Source organism: Spirilliplanes yamanashiensis, assembly GCF_016863475.1.
GTDB lineage: Bacteria > Actinomycetota > Actinomycetes > Mycobacteriales > Micromonosporaceae > Spirilliplanes > Spirilliplanes yamanashiensis.
The window spans coordinates 133,412-150,204 of sequence record NZ_BOOY01000030.1; the positions used below are offsets into that span (position 1 = coordinate 133,412).

At 76.1% G+C, this 16,793-nt stretch carries 12 protein-coding genes; 6 read left to right on the top strand and 6 right to left on the bottom strand.

The genetic code is table 11. The features are described 5' to 3' along the window. Positions 1 to 148: 148 nt before the first annotated feature. Together Sya03_RS21525 and Sya03_RS21530 are read left to right on the top strand one after the other, a co-directional pair. Complete coding sequence (locus Sya03_RS21525; RefSeq protein WP_203940168.1) at positions 149 to 2,206, top strand: hypothetical protein; 2,058 nt, start codon at positions 149 to 151, stop codon at positions 2,204 to 2,206. Then, positions 2,196 to 3,545 (top strand): GH1 family beta-glucosidase, encoded by a 1,350-nt coding sequence (locus Sya03_RS21530; protein WP_203940169.1) that lies wholly within the window; start codon positions 2,196 to 2,198, stop codon positions 3,543 to 3,545. The genes Sya03_RS21525 and Sya03_RS21530 overlap by 11 nt, the downstream gene beginning before the upstream one ends. Here the strand turns inward: Sya03_RS21530 and Sya03_RS21535 are convergent. From Sya03_RS21535 to Sya03_RS21550, 4 genes are read right to left on the bottom strand one after another with little or no spacing between them, the layout of a single operon-like run. Next, positions 3,515 to 4,144: a TetR/AcrR family transcriptional regulator gene (locus Sya03_RS21535; RefSeq protein WP_203940170.1), complete on the bottom strand. Its 630-nt coding sequence runs from the start codon at positions 4,142 to 4,144 to the stop codon at positions 3,515 to 3,517. The two genes, Sya03_RS21530 and Sya03_RS21535, sit on opposite strands and share 31 nt — an antisense overlap. Beyond that, positions 4,137 to 6,086, bottom strand: a complete 1,950-nt coding sequence (locus Sya03_RS21540) for an ATP-binding protein (protein WP_203940232.1) — start codon at positions 6,084 to 6,086, stop codon at positions 4,137 to 4,139. The genes Sya03_RS21535 and Sya03_RS21540 overlap by 8 nt, the downstream gene beginning before the upstream one ends. 10 nt (positions 6,087 to 6,096) lie before the next feature. Next, positions 6,097 to 7,695: an acyl-CoA carboxylase subunit beta gene (locus Sya03_RS21545; RefSeq protein ID WP_203940171.1), complete on the bottom strand. Its 1,599-nt coding sequence runs from the start codon at positions 7,693 to 7,695 to the stop codon at positions 6,097 to 6,099. Next, a complete protein-coding gene (locus Sya03_RS21550) occupies positions 7,692 to 9,371 on the bottom strand; it encodes an acyclic terpene utilization AtuA family protein (protein WP_203940172.1) in 1,680 nt (559 codons plus the stop codon). The genes Sya03_RS21545 and Sya03_RS21550 overlap by 4 nt, the downstream gene beginning before the upstream one ends. Before the next feature lie 76 nt (positions 9,372 to 9,447). On the opposite strand from Sya03_RS21550, the gene Sya03_RS21555 reads away from it, so the two are divergent. Together Sya03_RS21555 and Sya03_RS21560 are read left to right on the top strand one after the other, a co-directional pair. Next, positions 9,448 to 10,590, top strand: coding sequence for an acyl-CoA dehydrogenase family protein (locus Sya03_RS21555; RefSeq protein WP_203940173.1), 1,143 nt, complete (start codon positions 9,448 to 9,450; stop codon positions 10,588 to 10,590). A 154-nt stretch (positions 10,591 to 10,744) separates the two neighbouring features. Further along, complete coding sequence (locus tag Sya03_RS21560) at positions 10,745 to 13,447, top strand: glycoside hydrolase family 3 protein (RefSeq protein ID WP_203940174.1); 2,703 nt, start codon at positions 10,745 to 10,747, stop codon at positions 13,445 to 13,447. A gap of 10 nt (positions 13,448 to 13,457) precedes the next feature. Here Sya03_RS21560 and Sya03_RS21565 read toward each other — a convergent pair whose 3' ends face one another. Continuing rightward, positions 13,458 to 14,129 (bottom strand): pyridoxamine 5'-phosphate oxidase family protein, encoded by a 672-nt coding sequence (locus tag Sya03_RS21565; RefSeq protein ID WP_239107739.1) that lies wholly within the window; start codon positions 14,127 to 14,129, stop codon positions 13,458 to 13,460. A gap of 173 nt (positions 14,130 to 14,302) precedes the next feature. On the opposite strand from Sya03_RS21565, the gene Sya03_RS21570 reads away from it, so the two are divergent. Together Sya03_RS21570 and Sya03_RS21575 are read left to right on the top strand one after the other, a co-directional pair. Beyond that, positions 14,303 to 15,412, top strand: coding sequence for a globin domain-containing protein (locus tag Sya03_RS21570; protein WP_203940175.1), 1,110 nt, complete (start codon positions 14,303 to 14,305; stop codon positions 15,410 to 15,412). Positions 15,413 to 15,831: 419 nt separating this feature from the next. Next, positions 15,832 to 16,488, top strand: coding sequence for an adenylate kinase (locus Sya03_RS21575; protein ID WP_203940176.1), 657 nt, complete (start codon positions 15,832 to 15,834; stop codon positions 16,486 to 16,488). 7 nt (positions 16,489 to 16,495) lie between these two features. Here the strand turns inward: Sya03_RS21575 and Sya03_RS21580 are convergent, their stop codons facing one another. Continuing rightward, complete coding sequence (locus Sya03_RS21580) at positions 16,496 to 16,747, bottom strand: DUF3040 domain-containing protein (RefSeq protein WP_203940177.1); 252 nt, start codon at positions 16,745 to 16,747, stop codon at positions 16,496 to 16,498. Positions 16,748 to 16,793 lie beyond the last annotated feature (46 nt).

Here is a 16,793-nt window from a genome sequence, read left to right on the forward strand (position 1 = left end):
CACTGTAGCGACGCCCGGCCCGGTGGACAAGGCGCCGGGCCGATTTCCCGGCGGGCCGCCAACCACCGCCGCCCGGGCTGTAACCGCAGGCCGGGCGGGGTGCACACTGACCGCACAGAGCACACGCCGAGCGACGGGAGGGCCGCGCATGCTCCCCCTGCCCCGACCCGCCCGCTGCCCGGGCCCGGTCGTCGCCGTCGCGCTCGCCGCCCTGGCGCCGGTGACCGCCGTCGCGCACGCCGGCACGGCCGCCGCCGTCGCGGTGACCGCCGCCCCGGACGCCCTCGACGGGGTGTGCGCGACCCTGCGGGTGCACGACGGCGACCGCCCGGTCGGCTACGCGGTGCGCGGCGCCGGCGGCTACGGCTTCACCGCGTCCGCGCCGGAGGCGACACCGTTCCGGCTGGAGGCCACGACCCTCGGCCGCTACCAGCTCGTGGACCCGGCCGGCGCGCCCGCGTACCAGAGCGTCGTGGGCTTCGTGCTGGCCGGGCAGGCGTACGGCGACCGGGCCGACTTCACGGTCGCGGCGAGCGGCGCGCGGTACCGCGTCACGTCCACCGCCACCGGGCAGGTGCTCGGCGCCCACCTGGGGCGGCTCGGCGCCGGCGGGCCCGCGCACACCGTCGCGCTGACCGAGGCGGCGAACTGCTGGACCGCGCCGGACGTCGGCACCGGCATGACCGGCCCGGCCGCGCCCGGCGTCGACGCCGCCGGCCGGCTCGTCGGCACCGTCGACGCGCACGCCCACCCCACCGCCGCCGCGGCGTTCGGCGGGCGGCTGCACTGCGGCGACGCGTTCAGCCCCGGCGGCGTGCGGGTGGCGCTGGCCGGCTGCGCCTCGCACGCGAGCCTGAACGTGGGCGCGCTGCTGGAGGCCGTGGCCGGCGGCACCGACGCGGTGCGCTCGCGGGAGGACGGCTGGCCGACGTTCGGCGACTGGCCGCAGCACAACTCGCTGCTGCACGAGCAGGCGTACCACCGCGGGATCGAACGGGCCTGGCGGGGCGGCCAGCGCGTCCTCAACGCGCTGCTGGTGGCCAACCGGGTCATCTGCGAGCTGTACCCGTGGCGCGACACGTCCTGCGACGAGGGCGAGCAGCTGCGGGCGCAGGCGGCGTACCTGGTCTCGATGCAGGACCACGTCGACGCCCAGCACGGCGGCCGCGGCAAGGGCTGGTTCCGCCTGGCCCGGACCCCGGCGGACGTGCGCCGCATCGCGGCCGACGGCAAGCTGGCCGTCACGATCGGGGTGGAGAGCTCGGAGCTGTTCGGCTGCCGCGAGGTCGGCGGGGCGCCCCGGTGCACGGCCGCCGACGTCGACGCCGGGCTCGCCGAGCTGGCCGCGATGGGCGTGTCCGGGCTCTACCCGGTGCACAAGTTCGACAACGCGTTCGGCGGCACCCGGTTCGACGCGGGCGGCCCCGGCGCGGCCGTCAACGTGGGCAACCTGCTGTCGACCGGCCACTGGTGGACGGCGGAGAGCTGCACCGGCCCGGCCGACAACACCCAGCCGCTGGTGAGCGACGACCTGGCCCGGCTGCTGCGACTCGGCCCGCTGGAGCTGCCCGCCGGCGCGGTGCTGCCCGTGTATCCGGGCGGCCCGATCTGCAACACCCGCGGGCTCACCGCCCTGGGCCGCCACCTCGTCGAGCGGGCGATGGACCGCGGGATGATCATCCACATCGACCACATGGGCGTGCGGACCGCGCAGGCGGTGCTCGACATGGCCGAGGCCGCCGGCTACCCCGGCGTGGCGTCGGTGCACACCTGGTCCGACCCGGCGATGGTCGACCGGGTGCTCGCCCTCGGCGGGTTCGTCGCCTCGTACGCCCACGCCGCCGACGAGTTCCTCGCCGAGTGGCGGGCGAACCGGGCGCTGCCGCACGGCGCCACGATCACCGGGTACGGGTTCGGCAGCGATGTCAACGGTCTCGGCCCGCAGGCGCCGCCGGGCCCGCACCCGGCGACCGGCCCGCTGCCGTACCCGTTCACCGCGCCCAGCGGCGTCACCGCGGACCGGCAGGTGTTCGGCACGCGCGCCTTCGACCTGAACACCGACGGCGTCGCCCAGTACGGTCTCTATGCGGACTGGACGGCGGACCTGATCCGGCGCGCCGGCCCCGACGGCCCCGAGCTGCGGCGGCAACTGATGGGCGGGGCCGAGGCGTACACGACGATGTGGGAGCGGGCACGTGAGCACTGAACCGAGCTTCCCGGCCGGGTTCCGCTGGGGCGCCGCCACCGCCGCGTACCAGATCGAGGGCGCGGTGACCGAGGACGGGCGCGGCGCCAGCGTCTGGGACACGTTCTGCGCGCAGCCGGGGCGCATCCGCGACGGCAGCAGCGGCGCGGTGGCCTGCGACCACTACCACCGGTACGCCGAGGACGCGGCCCTGCTCGCCGGGCTGGGCGCCGGCGCGTACCGGTTCTCGGTGGCGTGGCCGCGGATCCAGCCCACCGGCCGCGGCGCCGCCAACCCGGCCGGGCTGGCGTTCTACGACCGGCTGGTGGACACGCTGCTCGGCCACGGCATCGACCCGGCCGCCACGCTGTTCCACTGGGACCTGCCGCAGGCCCTGCAGGACCGGGGCGGCTGGCTCGACCGGGACACCGCGTACCGGTTCGCCGAGTACGCCGACCTGGTCGGCCGGGCCCTCGGCGACCGGGTGCGGCTGTGGATCACCCTGAACGAGCCGGTGGTGCACACCATGCTCGGCTACGGGCTGGGCCAGCACGCCCCCGGCGAGACGCTGCTGCTGGGCTGCTTCCCGGCCGCCCACCACCAGCTGCTCGGCCACGGCCTGGCGACGGCGGCGCTGCGCGCCCGCACGGCGAGCCCGGTCGCGATCACCAACAACTACACGCCGGTGTGGCCGGGCGGCGGCTCCGCGGCCGACGCCGCCACCGTGGTCGCGTACGACGCGCTGCACAACCGCACGTTCACCGACCCGGTGCTGGGCCTGGGCTACCCGGCGGAGGCGCCGCTGGACCTGTCGGTGGTGCGCGACGGCGACCTGGAGACCATCGCCGCGCCCATCGACGCGCTCGGCGTCAACTACTACAACCCGACGGCGGTCCGGGCGCCGGTCGCGCCGGGCGGGCTGCCGTTCGAGATCGTGCCGGTCACCGGCTACCCGCGCACCGGCTTCGACTGGCCCGTCGTCCCGGACGGGCTGCGCGACCTGCTCGTGGGCCTGCGCGACCGGTACCGCGACGCGCTGCCGCCGCTGTACGTGACCGAGAACGGCTGCGCGTACCCGGACGAGGTGGGCCCGGACGGGCGCTGCGACGACCCGGAGCGGGTGGCCTACCTGGACGCCCACGTGCGGGCCGTCGGCGCGGCGATCGCCGCGGGCGTCGACGTGCGCGGCTACTTCGTCTGGTCGCTGCTGGACAACTTCGAGTGGGCCGAGGGCTACACCCAGCGCTTCGGGCTGGTGCACGTCGACTTCGCCACCGGCACCCGCACGCCGAAGACGTCGTACGGCTGGTACCGCGACCTCATCGCCGGTCAGTCCGCGCCGAGCGCCGCCGCGAGCTGATCCGACCAGGCCCGCACCACCCGGGCCCGGCGGCGCGCGTCGTCGGTCAGCACGCCGGCGAGGGCGAGCCCGCGCGCCAGGTCGAGGGTGGCCTGGACCAGGGCGCGCAGCCGCGGGTCGGTGTCGTCCACGCCCAGCAGCCGCACCGCCCGCTCGTGCGCGCCGCGGGCGAAGCGCCGCTCCAGCGGCAGCACGGCGGCGCGCAGCTCCGGGTCGGCGGCGGCGACCGTCCACACCTGCAGCGCCGCCCGGAACAGGTCGCCGCCGACGGTCTCGACCAGCCCGGCCACGACGGCGTGCACCCGCTCGGCGCCGGCGCCGGCCGGCTCGGCGAGCCGGTCGAGCAGGGCGACGCGCTCGTCGAACATGTGCTCCAGCGCCGCGACGATCAGCGCCTCCCGGGTGCGGAAGTGGTGCTGGGCGGCGCCCCGGCTGATCCCGGCCTCGGCCGCGATGAAGCCGACGGTCGACGCCTGGAAGCCGTGCGTGGCCAGGCAGCGCACGGTGGTCTCCAGCAGGCGGCGCCGGGTCTGCCGGCTGCGGTCCTGCTGCGGCCCAGCCGGCGCGGCCGGCGCCGCCCCGGCCGGCCGGTCAGCCATCGACGACCGCCAGGGTGGCGCCGTGCGCGACCTGCTGGCCGACGCGCACTCCCACCTCCGTCACCGTGCCGCCCACGGGCGCGGCCACCACGTGCTCCATCTTCATCGCCTCCAGCCAGACCAACGGCTGACCGGCCGCCACGGCTGCGCCCGCCTCGACGGCCACCCGCACCACCGTGCCCGGCATCGGCGCGACCAGCGCGCCCGCGGGCACGTGCTCCGCCGGGTCGGCGAACCGGGGCATCCGGCGCAGCTCGGCCGAGCCGAGCGCCCCGTCGACCACGACCGCGTCACCGTACCGGCCGACGGTCCAGGCCCGGCGCACGCCGTCGAGGTCGAGCACCACCCGGTCCGCGGTGGCCTCGACGAGCGCGACGGCCGTCGTGCCGGGCGGCGGGTCCGCCACCTCCAGGCCGTCGCGGCCGAACCGGTAGCGCACCTCGACGCGCCGCTCGCCGGCGGCGTAGGTGCGGCTGCGGAACCCGGCCGGGACGTTGCGGAACCCGCTCGCGACGCCGGGCAGGACCGGCCCGCGCCCGTGCGCCGCGTCGGCGAGCGCCGCGACCAGGGCGCCCAGCTCCGGGGCCAGCCCGGCGCCCGCGGTGAGCGTGGCCGGCGGGTGGGCGGCGTAGAAGCCGGTGTGCGCCGTGCCGGCGAGGAACTCCGGGTGCAGCAGGCTGGCGGCGAGCAGGTCGCGGTTGGTGCGCACGCCGTGGATGCGGGACCGGCGCAGCGCCGCGGCGAGCTGCCGGGCCGCCGCGTCGCGGGTGGGGGCGCAGGCGGTCAGCTTGGCGAGCATCGCGTCGTAGTGGGTGCCGACCACGGTGCCCGCCTCGACGCCGGAGTCCAGGCGCAGCGCGCCCGGCGCGAACCGGGAGGTCACGCCCGGCACGTCGAACCGCTCGACGGTGCCGGTCTGCGGCCGCCAGTCGCGGTCCGGGTCCTCGGCGTACAGGCGGGCCTCGATCGCGTGGCCGGTCATCGCCGGCTCGGGGCCGGTCAGCGCGGCGCCGCCGGCGACGTCGAGCTGCCACGCCACGATGTCGGCGCCGGTGACGGCCTCGGTGACGGGGTGCTCGACCTGGATGCGGGTGTTCATCTCCAGGAACCAGAAGGCGCCGGTGGCGTCGGCGAGGAACTCGACCGTCCCGGCCCCGCGGTAGCCGACGGCGGCCGCGGCGGCGCGGCCCGCGGCGAGCAGCCGGGCCCGCATGTCGCCGCCGACGCGCTCGACCAGCGGCGACGGCGCCTCCTCGATCACCTTCTGGTGGCGGCGCTGCAGCGAGCACTCCCGCTCCCCCAGCGCCCACACGGTGCCGTGCGCGTCCGCGACGATCTGCACCTCGACGTGGTGCGCGGCGGCGAGGTACGGCTCGCAGAACACCGCGGGGTCGCCGAACGCGGCGGCGGCCTCGCGCTCGGCGGACGCCACGGCGCCGGGCAGCTCGGCGAGGGTGCGCACGACGCGCATGCCGCGCCCGCCGCCGCCGGCCGAGGCCTTGACCAGCACGGGCAGGTCGGCCCCGGTGATCGCCGCCGGGTCGAGCCGGGGCAGGACGGGCACACCGGCCGCGGCCATCCGCTCCTTCGCGGCCACCTTCGAGCCCATCGCCGCGATGGCCCCGGGGTCCGGGCCGATCCACACCAGGCCCGCGGCGCCCACCGCCCGGGCGAAGTCCGCGTTCTCGCTGAGGAAGCCGTAGCCGGGGTGGACGGCGTCGGCGCCCGCGCGCCGGGCCGCCTCGACGATCAGGTCGCCGCGCAGGTAGGTGTCGGCGGGGGCGGCGCCGGGCAGCCGCACGGCGGCGTCGGCCTCCCGCACGTGCGGGGCGTCCGCGTCGGGGTCGGCGAACACGGCGACGGTGGCCAGGCCGCGGCGCCGGCAGGTGGCGAAGACCCGCCGGGCGATCTCGCCCCGGCCGGCGACGAGCACGCTGGTCATCGTCACGCGATCACATCCGGAAGACGCCGTAGGCGCCGGTGCCCCGCACCGGCGCGGTGTGGACCGCGGACAGGGCGATGCCGAGCACGTCCCGGGTGTCGCGCGGGTCGATGATGCCGTCGTCGTAGACGAGCCCGGACAGCACCAGCGGCATCGCCTCGGCGCTGATCTGCCGCTCGACGGCGTCGCGCACCACCCGGGCGCCCTCGTCGTCGAACGCCCGGCCCTGCGCCAGCGCGGACGCCCGCGACACGGCGTAGGTGACGTCGGCGAGCTGCTTCGCGCCCATCACCGCCGAGCGGGCGCTGGGCCAGGCGAACAGGAACCGGGGGTCGTACGCCCGCCCGCACATGCCGTAGTGCCCGGCGCCGTAGGAGTTGCCGACGAGCAGCGACAGGTGCGGCACGGTGGAGTTGGCCACCGCGTTGATCATCATGGCGCCGTGCTTGATGATGCCGCCCTGCTCGTAGGCGGCGCCGACCATGTAGCCGGTGGTGTTGTGCAGGAACAGCAGCGGGGTGTCGCTGCGGTTGGCGAGCTGGATGAACTGCGCCGCCTTCTGCGCCTCCGCGCTGAACAGCACGCCGCGGGCGTTGGCCAGGATGCCGACGGGGTAGCCGTGCAGCTGGGCCCAGCCGGTCACCAGCGACGTGCCGTACAGCGGCTTGACCTCGTCGAAGTCGCTGTCGTCGACGATCCGGGCGATGATCTCGCGCGGGTCGAACGGCGCCTTCAGCCCGGGCGGCACGATGTCCAGCAGCTCCTCGGCGGGGTAGCGGGGCGGCCGGGGCCGCGCGGTGGCGGGCGCGGCGGCCTTGCGCCAGTTCAGCCGGGCGACGATGCGCCGGCCGATGCGGATGGCGTCGGCCTCGTCGCGGGCGTAGTGGTCGGCCAGGCCGGAGACCCGGGCGTGCATCTCGGCGCCGCCGAGCGACTCGTCGTCGGCGTCCTCGCCGGTGGCCGCCTTGACCAGCGGCGGCCCGGCCAGGTACACCCGGGACCGCTGCTCGATGAGCACGACGTGGTCGCTCATCCCGGGCAGGTAGGCGCCGCCGGCCGTGGCGGCGCCGAAGACCAGCGCGATCGTGGGCACGCCCGCGGCGGACAGCCGGGTGAGGTTGCGGAACACGGCCCCGCCGGGGATGAACACCTCCCGCTGGGTGGGCAGGTCCGCGCCGCCGGACTCGACCAGCGAGACGACGGGCAGCCGGTTCTGCAGCGCGATGTCGTGCATCCGCAGCGTCTTGCGCAGCGACCAGGGGTTGCTGGCGCCGCCCTTGACCGTCGGGTCGTTGGCGATCAGCAGGCACTCGACGCCGCTGACCACGCCGATGCCGGCGACGACGCTGCCGCCGACGGCGAAGTCCGACCCGTAGCCGGCCAGCGCGGCCAGCTCCAGGAACGGCGCGTCCTCGTCGAGCAGCAGCTCGATGCGCTCGCGGGCGGTGAGCTTGCCGCGGTCGTGGTGCCGGGCGACGGCCGTGGCCCCGCCACCGGCCACCGCCGTCGCGGTCTCGGCGGCGACCTCGCCGAGGGCGGCGAGCATGGCGTCGCGGGCGGCGCGGGCGCCGGCGCCGGCCGGGTCGAGGGCGGACCGCAGGACGGTCACAGCAGCGCCTCGGGGACGTCGACGTGCCGGGACCGGAGCCACTCGCCGACGCCCTTGCCCTGCGGGTCGAACCGGCCGGGGCCGAGCAGTCCCGCGACGACCACGGTGACGGCGCGCAGGTGGGGCAGCCGGGTGACGGTCACCGGCAGGCCGGCCGCCTCCGGCAGCAGCCGGCGCACGGTGTCCGGGGTGATCAGCGACGCGAGCCACGGGTACGCCGCGTCGTCGCGCACCCAGAGCCCGATGGTGGCGTCGCGGCCCTTGTCGCCGGAGCGCGCCCCGGCGAGCGTGCCGAGCGGCAGCCGCCGGCACGGCCCGGGGTCGCCCGGTCCGGGGGCGGGCTCCCCGGTCAGCGGCGCGAGCGGGGAGGTGACCGGCGGCGGCGCGATCCGGCGCACGGTGCCGTCGTCGTGCACGACCTCGTGCTCCGGCACGGACTGCGGCACCCAGCCGGCGGTGACGACGCCGGCCGGGGACGCCCCGCCGGGCGGCGCGGTGGCGAATAGGCCCGGGTACGAGCCGAGCGCGAGCTCGACGGCGGCGTCGCTGAACGCCCGGCCGACCTGCCGCTCGTCGGCGTCGCGCCCGGCGACGGTGAGCAGGGCGGACGCCTGCTGCTGGGTGGGCGCGTCCGGGGCGTCGACGCGGGCCAGCGTGAAGGTCAGCTCGGCGGGCTCGGCGCTCAGGCCGGCGCGGAACTGGCGGCGGAACAGCTCGGCCTTGGCGTCGATGTCGAGGCCGGTGAGCACCACGGTCACGGCGTTGCGCCAGCCGTCGAGGGCGGTCAGCGACACCTTGACGTCGGGTGGCGGGGGCTCGCCGCGCACGCCGGTGATCGCGACGCGGTCGGGCCCGTCCTGGCGCAGCCGCACCGTGTCGAGGCGGGTGGTGACGTCGGGGCCGGGGTAGCGGGCGTCGCCGACCTCGTACACCAGCTGGGCGGTGACCGTGCCGACGGTGACCGCTCCCCCGGTGCCGGGGTGCTTGGTGACGACGCACGAGCCGTCGGGGCGCAGCTCCGCCACCGGGAACCCGGGCCGGGTCAGGTCGCCCAGCTCGGCGAAGAAGGGGTGGTTGCCGCCGGTGGCCTGGGTGCCGCACTCGAGCACGTGCCCGGCGACCGTCGCCCCGGCGAGCGCGTCGAGGTCCCCGCGGCCCCAGCCGAACCGGGCGATGCCCGGGCCGACGACGAGCGAGGCGTCGGTGACCCGCCCCGTGACGACGACGTCGGCGCCGCCGGTGAGCGCGTCGGCGATGCCGAACGCGCCCAGGTAGGCGTGCGCGCCGAGCGGCGAGCCGAGGCCGAGGGCGGCCGCCCGCCCGGTGAGGTCGTCGCCGCGCACGAGCGCGACCCGGGGGCGCAGGCCCTGGCCGGCGGCCAGCTCGCGGATCGCGGCGACGAGCGCGGCCGGGTTGACGCCGCCGGCGTCGGCGACGACGCGCACGCCCCGGTCGAGCGCCAGGCGCAGGTTGTCGCGCAGCTGGGCGAGGAACGTCCTGGCGTAGCCGGTGTTCGGGTCCCGGCGCCGGTCGCGGCCGAGGATGAGCATGGTCAGCTCGGCGAGGTAGTCGCCGGTGAGCACGTCGAGCTCGCCGCCTTCGAGCATCTCGCGCATCGCGGCGAACCGGTCGCCGTAGAAGCCGGAGCAGTTGCCCACCCGCAGCACGTCGCCCATGCCGGGACACTCGCACACCGCGCGAAAACAAGCAAGCGCGCTTGCTTGTTTTCGCCGCCGGCCCTAGCGTCGGCGCATGCGGCTCAGCGAGGACCACCGCGCCTTCCGGGACACCGTCCGCCGGTTCGTCGACACCGAGATCAACCCGCACGTCGACGCCTGGGAGGCCGCCGGCCGCGCCCCGCTGCACACGATCTTCGGCAAGGCCGCGGCGGTGGGCCTGCTCGGCCTGGAGTACGACCCGGCGTACGGCGGCGAGGGCGCCGACCACAGCTTCCAGCTCGTCGCCGCCGAGGAGTACGGCCGCATCCACGCCGCCGGCGTCGGCATGGCCCTCGGCGTGCAGGCCATGATGGCCACCCCGTCGCTGCACCGGTACGGCAGCGACGAGCTCAAGCGCCGCTACCTGGCACCGGCCGTCGCCGGCGCCGCCGTCACCGCGATCGCCGTCACCGAGCCCGACACCGGTTCCGACGTCGCCCGGCTGCGCACCCGGGCCGTCCGCGACGGCGACGACTGGGTCATCACCGGCCGCAAGGTGTACATCACCAACGGCGCCCAGGCCGACTGGGTCTGCCTGCTCGCCCGCACCTCCGACGAGGGCGGCCACCGCGGCATGTCCCAGATCGTCGTGCCCACCGGCACGCCCGGCTTCAGCGTCGGGCGCACCTTCGGCAAGCTCGGCAACCGCTGCTCCGACACCGCCGAGCTGATCCTCGACGGGGTGCGGGTGCCGGTCGCGAACACCATCGGCGCCGAGGGCCGCGGGTTCCAGCAGCAGATGGAGCAGTTCGTCGTCGAGCGGATGTTCGCCGCCTACACCACGGCCGGCCAGTGCGCGTACGCGCTGGAGCGCACCCGCGCCTTCGTGCGCGACCGCACCGTCTTCGGCCGCCCGCTGGCCGAGCGCCAGTACGTCGCCTTCCGGCTCGCCGAGCTGCAGGCCGCCGTGGACCTGCTGCGCAGCCACAACCTCGCGACGTGCGAGGCCCTGATGGCCGGCGAGGACGTCACGCGGATGGCGACGGTCGCCAAGCTCACGGCGGGCCGGCTGGTGCGCGAGGTCGCCGACTGGTGCCTGCAGTTCCACGGCGGCACCGGCTACCTCGAGGAGACCTGGACGGCCCGCTTCCTGCGCGACACCCGCATCACCTCGATCGGGGCGGGCGCCGACGAGGTCATGCTCCAGGTCCTCGCCCGGCTCGACGGGCTGCCCTGATCGACTTGCTCCATCCGCGCGTACGGATGTCACGCTTCATATCGGTCCCCGTCCATGCCTCGGCATCGCCGCTCTGTTAGCCAGATAGGGCTTACTCCACTCTCGCCTGTCCCGCGCCGTGCCCGCCAGGAGGGTGGAGGCCGAGGAGGCCGTGATGGTCCGATCAGGAGTCGTCCTTCGCAGACCCCGCCGCGCCGCGCTCGCCGCCGTCGTCGCGGTCGCGGTCGCGGTCGCGGTGCCGGTCGCGGTACCGGCCACCGGCGCCGCACCGGCGGTGGCCGCGCCCGCCGACCGGCCGTGGACGAACGCCGCGCTGTCGCCCGACCGGCGGGCCGCGCTGGTCCTGGCCCGGATGACGCTCGAGGAGAAGGTCGAGCTGATGACCGGCGACCAGGGCGCCGCGCCGTCCGCGTTCTACAACGCCGGCATAGCCCGGCTCGGCATCCCCGAGCTGCGGATGGCCGACGCCGGCGCCGGCATCGCCCCGCGCGGCTGGACCTTGCCCGGCACCGGCGGGTCCGCGACCGCCATGCCGTCGTCCATCGCGCTCGGCGCCACCTTCGACCCCGCGCTGGCGCGCGTCTACGCCGGCGTCGTCGCCGACGAGGCCAAGGCGACCCGGCACGCGATGCTGCTCGGCCCCAACGCCGACCCGTCCCGGCAGCCGTTCTGGGGGCGCATCGCGGAGAGCGGCGGCGAGGACCCGGTGCTCACCAGCGCACTCGTCACCTCGTACGTGCGCGAGGTGCAGCGCCGCCGCGTCATCGCCAACCTCAAGCACTACACCGCCTACACGCAGGAGGTGAACCGCGGCCTGGGCCAGAACTCGATCGTCGGCGAGCGGGCCCTGCGCGAGGTGCACACCCTGCCCTACGAGGCCGCCGTCGACGACGCCCGGCTCGGCTCGGTGATGTGCGCGTTCAACAAGATCAACGGTGTCTACGCCTGCGAGAGCGACCAGGCCCTCGACACGATCCTGCGCCGGCAGCTCGGCTTCACCGGCTTCGTCATCACCGACTTCGGCGCCATCCACTCCACCGCGCCGTCCGTCCGGGCCGGCACCGACATGGAGACCGGCACCCGCGCCTTCTACGACGGCCCGCTGCTCGCCGCGGTGCGCGCCGGCCAGGTCCCCGAGTCGCTCGTCGACCGGTCGGTGCTGCGGATCCTGCGCACCATGTTCGCCGTCGGCGTCTTCGACACCCGCTACCCCGCCACCGCCATCCCCGCCCGCCGGCACGGCGCCGTCGCCGGACAGGTCCAGGACGAGGCCATCACGCTGCTGAAGAACCAGCGCGTGCTGCCGCTCAGCGCCCGCACCCGGTCGGTCGCGGTCATCGGCGGCGACGCGAACATCGCCTCCACGATCGGCGGCTCGGCCCGCGTGCAGCCCACCTACCAGGTCTCGGTGCTCGACGCCCTGCGCGAGCGCGGCCGGCGCACCGGCATGCGGGTCGTCCACGAGCCCGGCAACGACCCGGTGCACGGCGCCAGCATGATCGAGACGGCCGACATGACCGCCGTGCCGTCGTCCGTGCTCACCCCCGACAGCGGCACCGGCACGGGCGTCACCGCCCGCTACTGGGCCACCCCCGCGCCCACCGGCGACCCCGGCCTGACCCGCACCGAGCAGCAGGTGTTCTACGACGTCGGCTTCGTCGGCGGCTCCCCCGCCTTCGCCGGCCTGTACGCCTCGCAGGTGCCGGCCACCCCGACGCTCGGCGCCCCGACCGGCGGCAACCAGGCCGCCCGGTACACGGGGTTCTTCACCGCGCCGCGCACCGGCGTCTACCGGCTCGGCCTGACCGGCTGGGGCGAGGCGCGCGCGTACCTCGACGACCGGCTCATCATCGACATGACCGGCGCCGACGGCCGCCGCGACGTGCGCTCCGCCCCGCTCACCCTGACCGGCGGCGAGCGGCACCGGCTCCGCGTCGAGTACGCGTCCACCCGGCCGCTCGTCGGCCTGCAGCCCGGCACCCTGCTGCTGCAGTGGTCCACCCCGGCCGGCGCGTACGCCCCGTCGGTCCAGCGGGCCGCCGCGGCCGCCCGCCGCGCCGACGTCGCCGTCGTCTACCTGCGCACCTACGAGACCGAGGAGCGCGACCGGGTGTCGCTGAAGCTGCCGCAGAACGCCGACCAGCTCGTGCGCGCCGTCCGCGCCGCCAACCCGCGCACCGTGGTGGTGCTGGCCACCGGCGGGCCGACGACGATGCCGTGGCTGCGCGACGTCCCGTCGGTGCTGCAGAACTGGTTCGGCGGCCAGGAGGAGGGCAACAGCCTCACCCGGGTCCTGTTCGGCCGGGAGAACCCGTCGGGCCGCCTGCCGGTCACGTTCCCCCGCACCGAACGCGCCCTGCCGCCCGGCGTGCAGAACCCGTGGGACACCATCGGCGACCTCGACGTCGAGTTCAGCGAGGGCGTGAACATCGGCTACCGCGGCTACCGCGCCGCCGGGGTGCGCCCGCTGTTCCCGTTCGGCCACGGGCTGTCGTACACCTCGTTCCGCTACAGCGGGCGGCCCGCCGACACCGTCCGGGCGACCGGCCGCGACGACACCGCGTACCTGCGGGTGCGGGTGCGCAACACCGGCCGGCGCGCGGGCACCGAGGTGGTCCAGGTCTACCTTGGCCGGCTGCCGGGGGTGGGCTCGCCCGCGCTGAAGCTCGCCGGCTTCGCCAAGGTGGACCTGCGGCCCGGCCAGAGCCGGCAGGTGCGCATCGCGGTCGACCGGCGGGAGCTGTCGTACTGGGACAGCGCGGGCGACCGGTGGGTGACCCCGCGCGGGACGGTCCGCGTCCACGTCGGATCGTCCTCGGCGGACCTGCGCCTGACCGGGACCGTCACGGTCCGCTGACGCCCGGCCGCTAGGAGGCGGGACGGCCACCCGAGCGGGCGCCGTCCCGCCACCGCACGATCCGCCGCAGGCGGGAGCGCCACGGCGGCGCGGCCGGCGCCGCCGTCGGCGCGGCCCGGTCCGCGGCCACGCCGAAGTAGTCGGACCCGCCCGGCCGTCCCTCCCCGGCCGCCCGGTACAGCCGCGGGATGTGCTTCGAGCAGTGCACGTACGCCTCCGTCACCTCGGCGAGCACCCACTGCTCCGCGCGCCGCCCCGGCGCCGGGTCGGCGGGCAGGCCCGGGTGGGCGGCGCGCAGCTCGTCGTCGCCGACCAGCGCCGCGCGCCCGTTCACGTGCAGGCCGATCAGGTCGTCGACCAGGTCGACGAACAGCAGGCCGACGTGCGGGTTGGCGGCGATGTTGCCGCGGCTGGCCAGCACGCCGTTGCCGCGGTACTCCGGCCAGGCGAGCCGGCGGGCGTCCAGGGTGACGACGAAGCCGGGCGGGCCGGCGCGCAGGGTGTTGTCGCAGGCGCCCCGGGCGTCGCTGGTGGCGACGAACATCATCTCGCGCCGGGCGATGAACGACCGCATCCGCGGGTTGAGGTGGTCGAGCACCTGCTCGTCCTCGAAGCGCTGCGCCCGGGCCCGGGTGCCGAGCCGCTCCTGCAGGGCCCGCCCCGCGGACACCGGTTCACCCATTGACGACTCCTCCCCACCGCCTGCCCGCACGCACGGACACCGATCACTGTGACATCGGTTTCCGGCCGCCGGCCGCGAAGCGTCGCACTCGGTGTGCGACGCCCGCGCCCCGAGGGGTCGAGGCTGGTCGAAACAAGCGACGACTCCCGGCCGGCACCCCGCAAGGAGGGCCCATGACCGACCTGTCGACCACCCTCAAGGAGAGCTGGGCGCTGGTCGAGGATCGGCAGGACCGCCTCGCGCGGCACTTCTACGCCCGGCTGTTCCTGACGGACCCCCAGCTGCGGGATCTGTTCCCCGTCCAGATGGACGTGCAGCGCAACCGCCTGCTGGGCGCGATCGTGTCCGCCGTCCAGCACGTCGACGACGCCGAGACCCTCGACGGCTACCTGCGCGAGCTCGGCCGCGACCACCGCAAGTTCCACGTCACCCCGCAGCACTACGCCCAGGTCAAGCTCGCCCTGCTGGACGCCCTGCGCACCTGCGCCGGCGAGGACTGGAGCAGCGTTTACGAGCAGGCCTGGAACGACGTCTACGACGTGATCTCCCGCACCATGATCGCGGGCGCCGCCGCCGAGACCGGCCCGCCGTACTGGCACGCCGAGGTGCTCACCCACGAGCGGCGCGGCGCCGACGTCGCCGTGTTCACCTGCCGGCCGCTGCAGCCGCTGACGTTCCGCGCCGGGCAGTACGTCAGCCTGGAGTGCGCCTACCAGCCCCGGCTGTGGCGCACCTACTCGATGGCCAACGCCCCCCGCGCGGACGGCACGCTGGAGTTCCACGTCCGCGCGGTCGGCGGCGGCTGGGTGTCCAGCGCCCTGGTGCGCCGCCTGCGGCCGGGCGACATGCTGCGGCTGGCCGCCCCGATGGGGTCGATGACCCTGGAGCCGCAGTCGCGCCGCGACATCGTGTTCGTCACCGGCGGCACCGGCCTGGCGCCGGCCAAGGCCCTGCTGGACGAGCTCAGCCGCTACAACCGCACCCGCTGGGTGCACCTGTTCCGCGGCGAGCGGCGCGCCGGCGACTTCTACGACAAGGACCACCTGGACGCCCTGGCCGAGACGTACCCGTGGCTCACCATCGTCCGCGCCGTCAGCGACGACCCGGACACCCCGGTGGAGTCGGGTCCCGTCGCGGAGGTCGTCGCCCGGCACGGCCCGTGGAACCACCACGACTTCTACGTCTCGGGCTCCGCCCCGATGGTGAACGCCACGCTGAAGCAGCTGTCCGCCCTGCGGGTGCCGTCGACCCGGATCAAGTACGACGCCTTCACCGACGCCTGAGCCGTCCCTCCGGGCGCCACGAGGACAGTGGACGGCGCCGTCCGCTGCCGGCGGCGTGGCCGGCCGGCACGTCGCGTTCCTGTCCGAGGCGGCGAACCTGGTGCCCGGCGACACCCGCGACGGCACCGCCGCCCTGTTCTGGTCGAACGCCTGGAACGTCGTCCCGTCCCGGGCGACACCGACTACGCGGGCGACGCGTTCGTCCACGACCGCGCGGCCGGCCGCACCGTCCGGGTCGGCGAGGGCTCGGAGTCCGGGGTGCTGTCCGCGGACGGCCGGGTCGCCGTGCTGCGCTCGGGTGCCGCCGACCTGGTGCCGGACGACACCAACGGGGTCCACGACGCGTTCCGGGTGCAGCGCTTCTGAGCCCGTCCGGGGCGGCCGTTACGATCACCCGGACGACGGAGGAGGCTGCCCCCATGCGTGTGCTGCTGGTCGCGCCCCCCGGCGCCGGTAAGGGAACCCAGGGCGCCCTGATCGCCGCCCACTTCGACGTGCCGCACATCGCCACCGGCGACCTGCTGCGCGAGCACGTCGCCCGGCGCACCGAGCTGGGCCGCGCCGTGCAGGAGCACCTCGACAACGGCCGGCTCGTGCCGGACGAGGTGGTGCTCGACATGGTGCGCTCGGCGTTCGAGGACGCCCGGCAGCGCGGCGGCGGCTACGTGCTCGACGGCATGCCGCGCAACATGACCCAGGCGCGGGCGCTCTACCAGGTCGGCCTGGAGCTGGGCATGACCGCCAACGTGGCGCTGCACCTCAAGGCGGACGACACGGAGCTGGTCCGGCGGCTGCTGGCCCGGGCGGCGCTGGAGCACCGGGCCGACGACAACGAGGAGGTCATCCGGCGGCGCCTGGAGCTGTACCACGAGGTCACGCACCCGATCGTCGACTGGTACAGCTCCCGCGGCATCCTGGTGTCGGTGGACGCGATGCGGCCGGTGGAGCGCGTCGCCCGGCAGATCCTCACCGCGCTGGAGGCGATGCGCCCGCTGGTCGACCTCGTCCCCGAGGACGCCCGCCGGTCGGTGGACCTGACCGGCCTGGGCGCCGCGTTCGGCGACCCCGCGAGCTGACCGGCCGTCACCCCGTCAGCCAGAGCACCGCGCTGACAGCGAACGCGCCGAGGGCGGCGACCACGATGCCGGCGTTGCCGGACAGCCCGGCGATGCAGGCCGCCGCCGCCCCGGCGAGCAGCCAGAGCAGCGCGACCACGTCCTGCCACCGGCGGCGCGACGGCGCGGGGCCGGTCAGCCGCCGCGCGAACGCCGGATCGTCCTCGCGCAGGCGCAGCTCGATGTCGCTCAGTCGGCGCCTCTCGGCATCGCTCATCATGGCGCGGCCACCTCGTTCCCGGCGCCCGGCGGGCCACCGCCCTCAT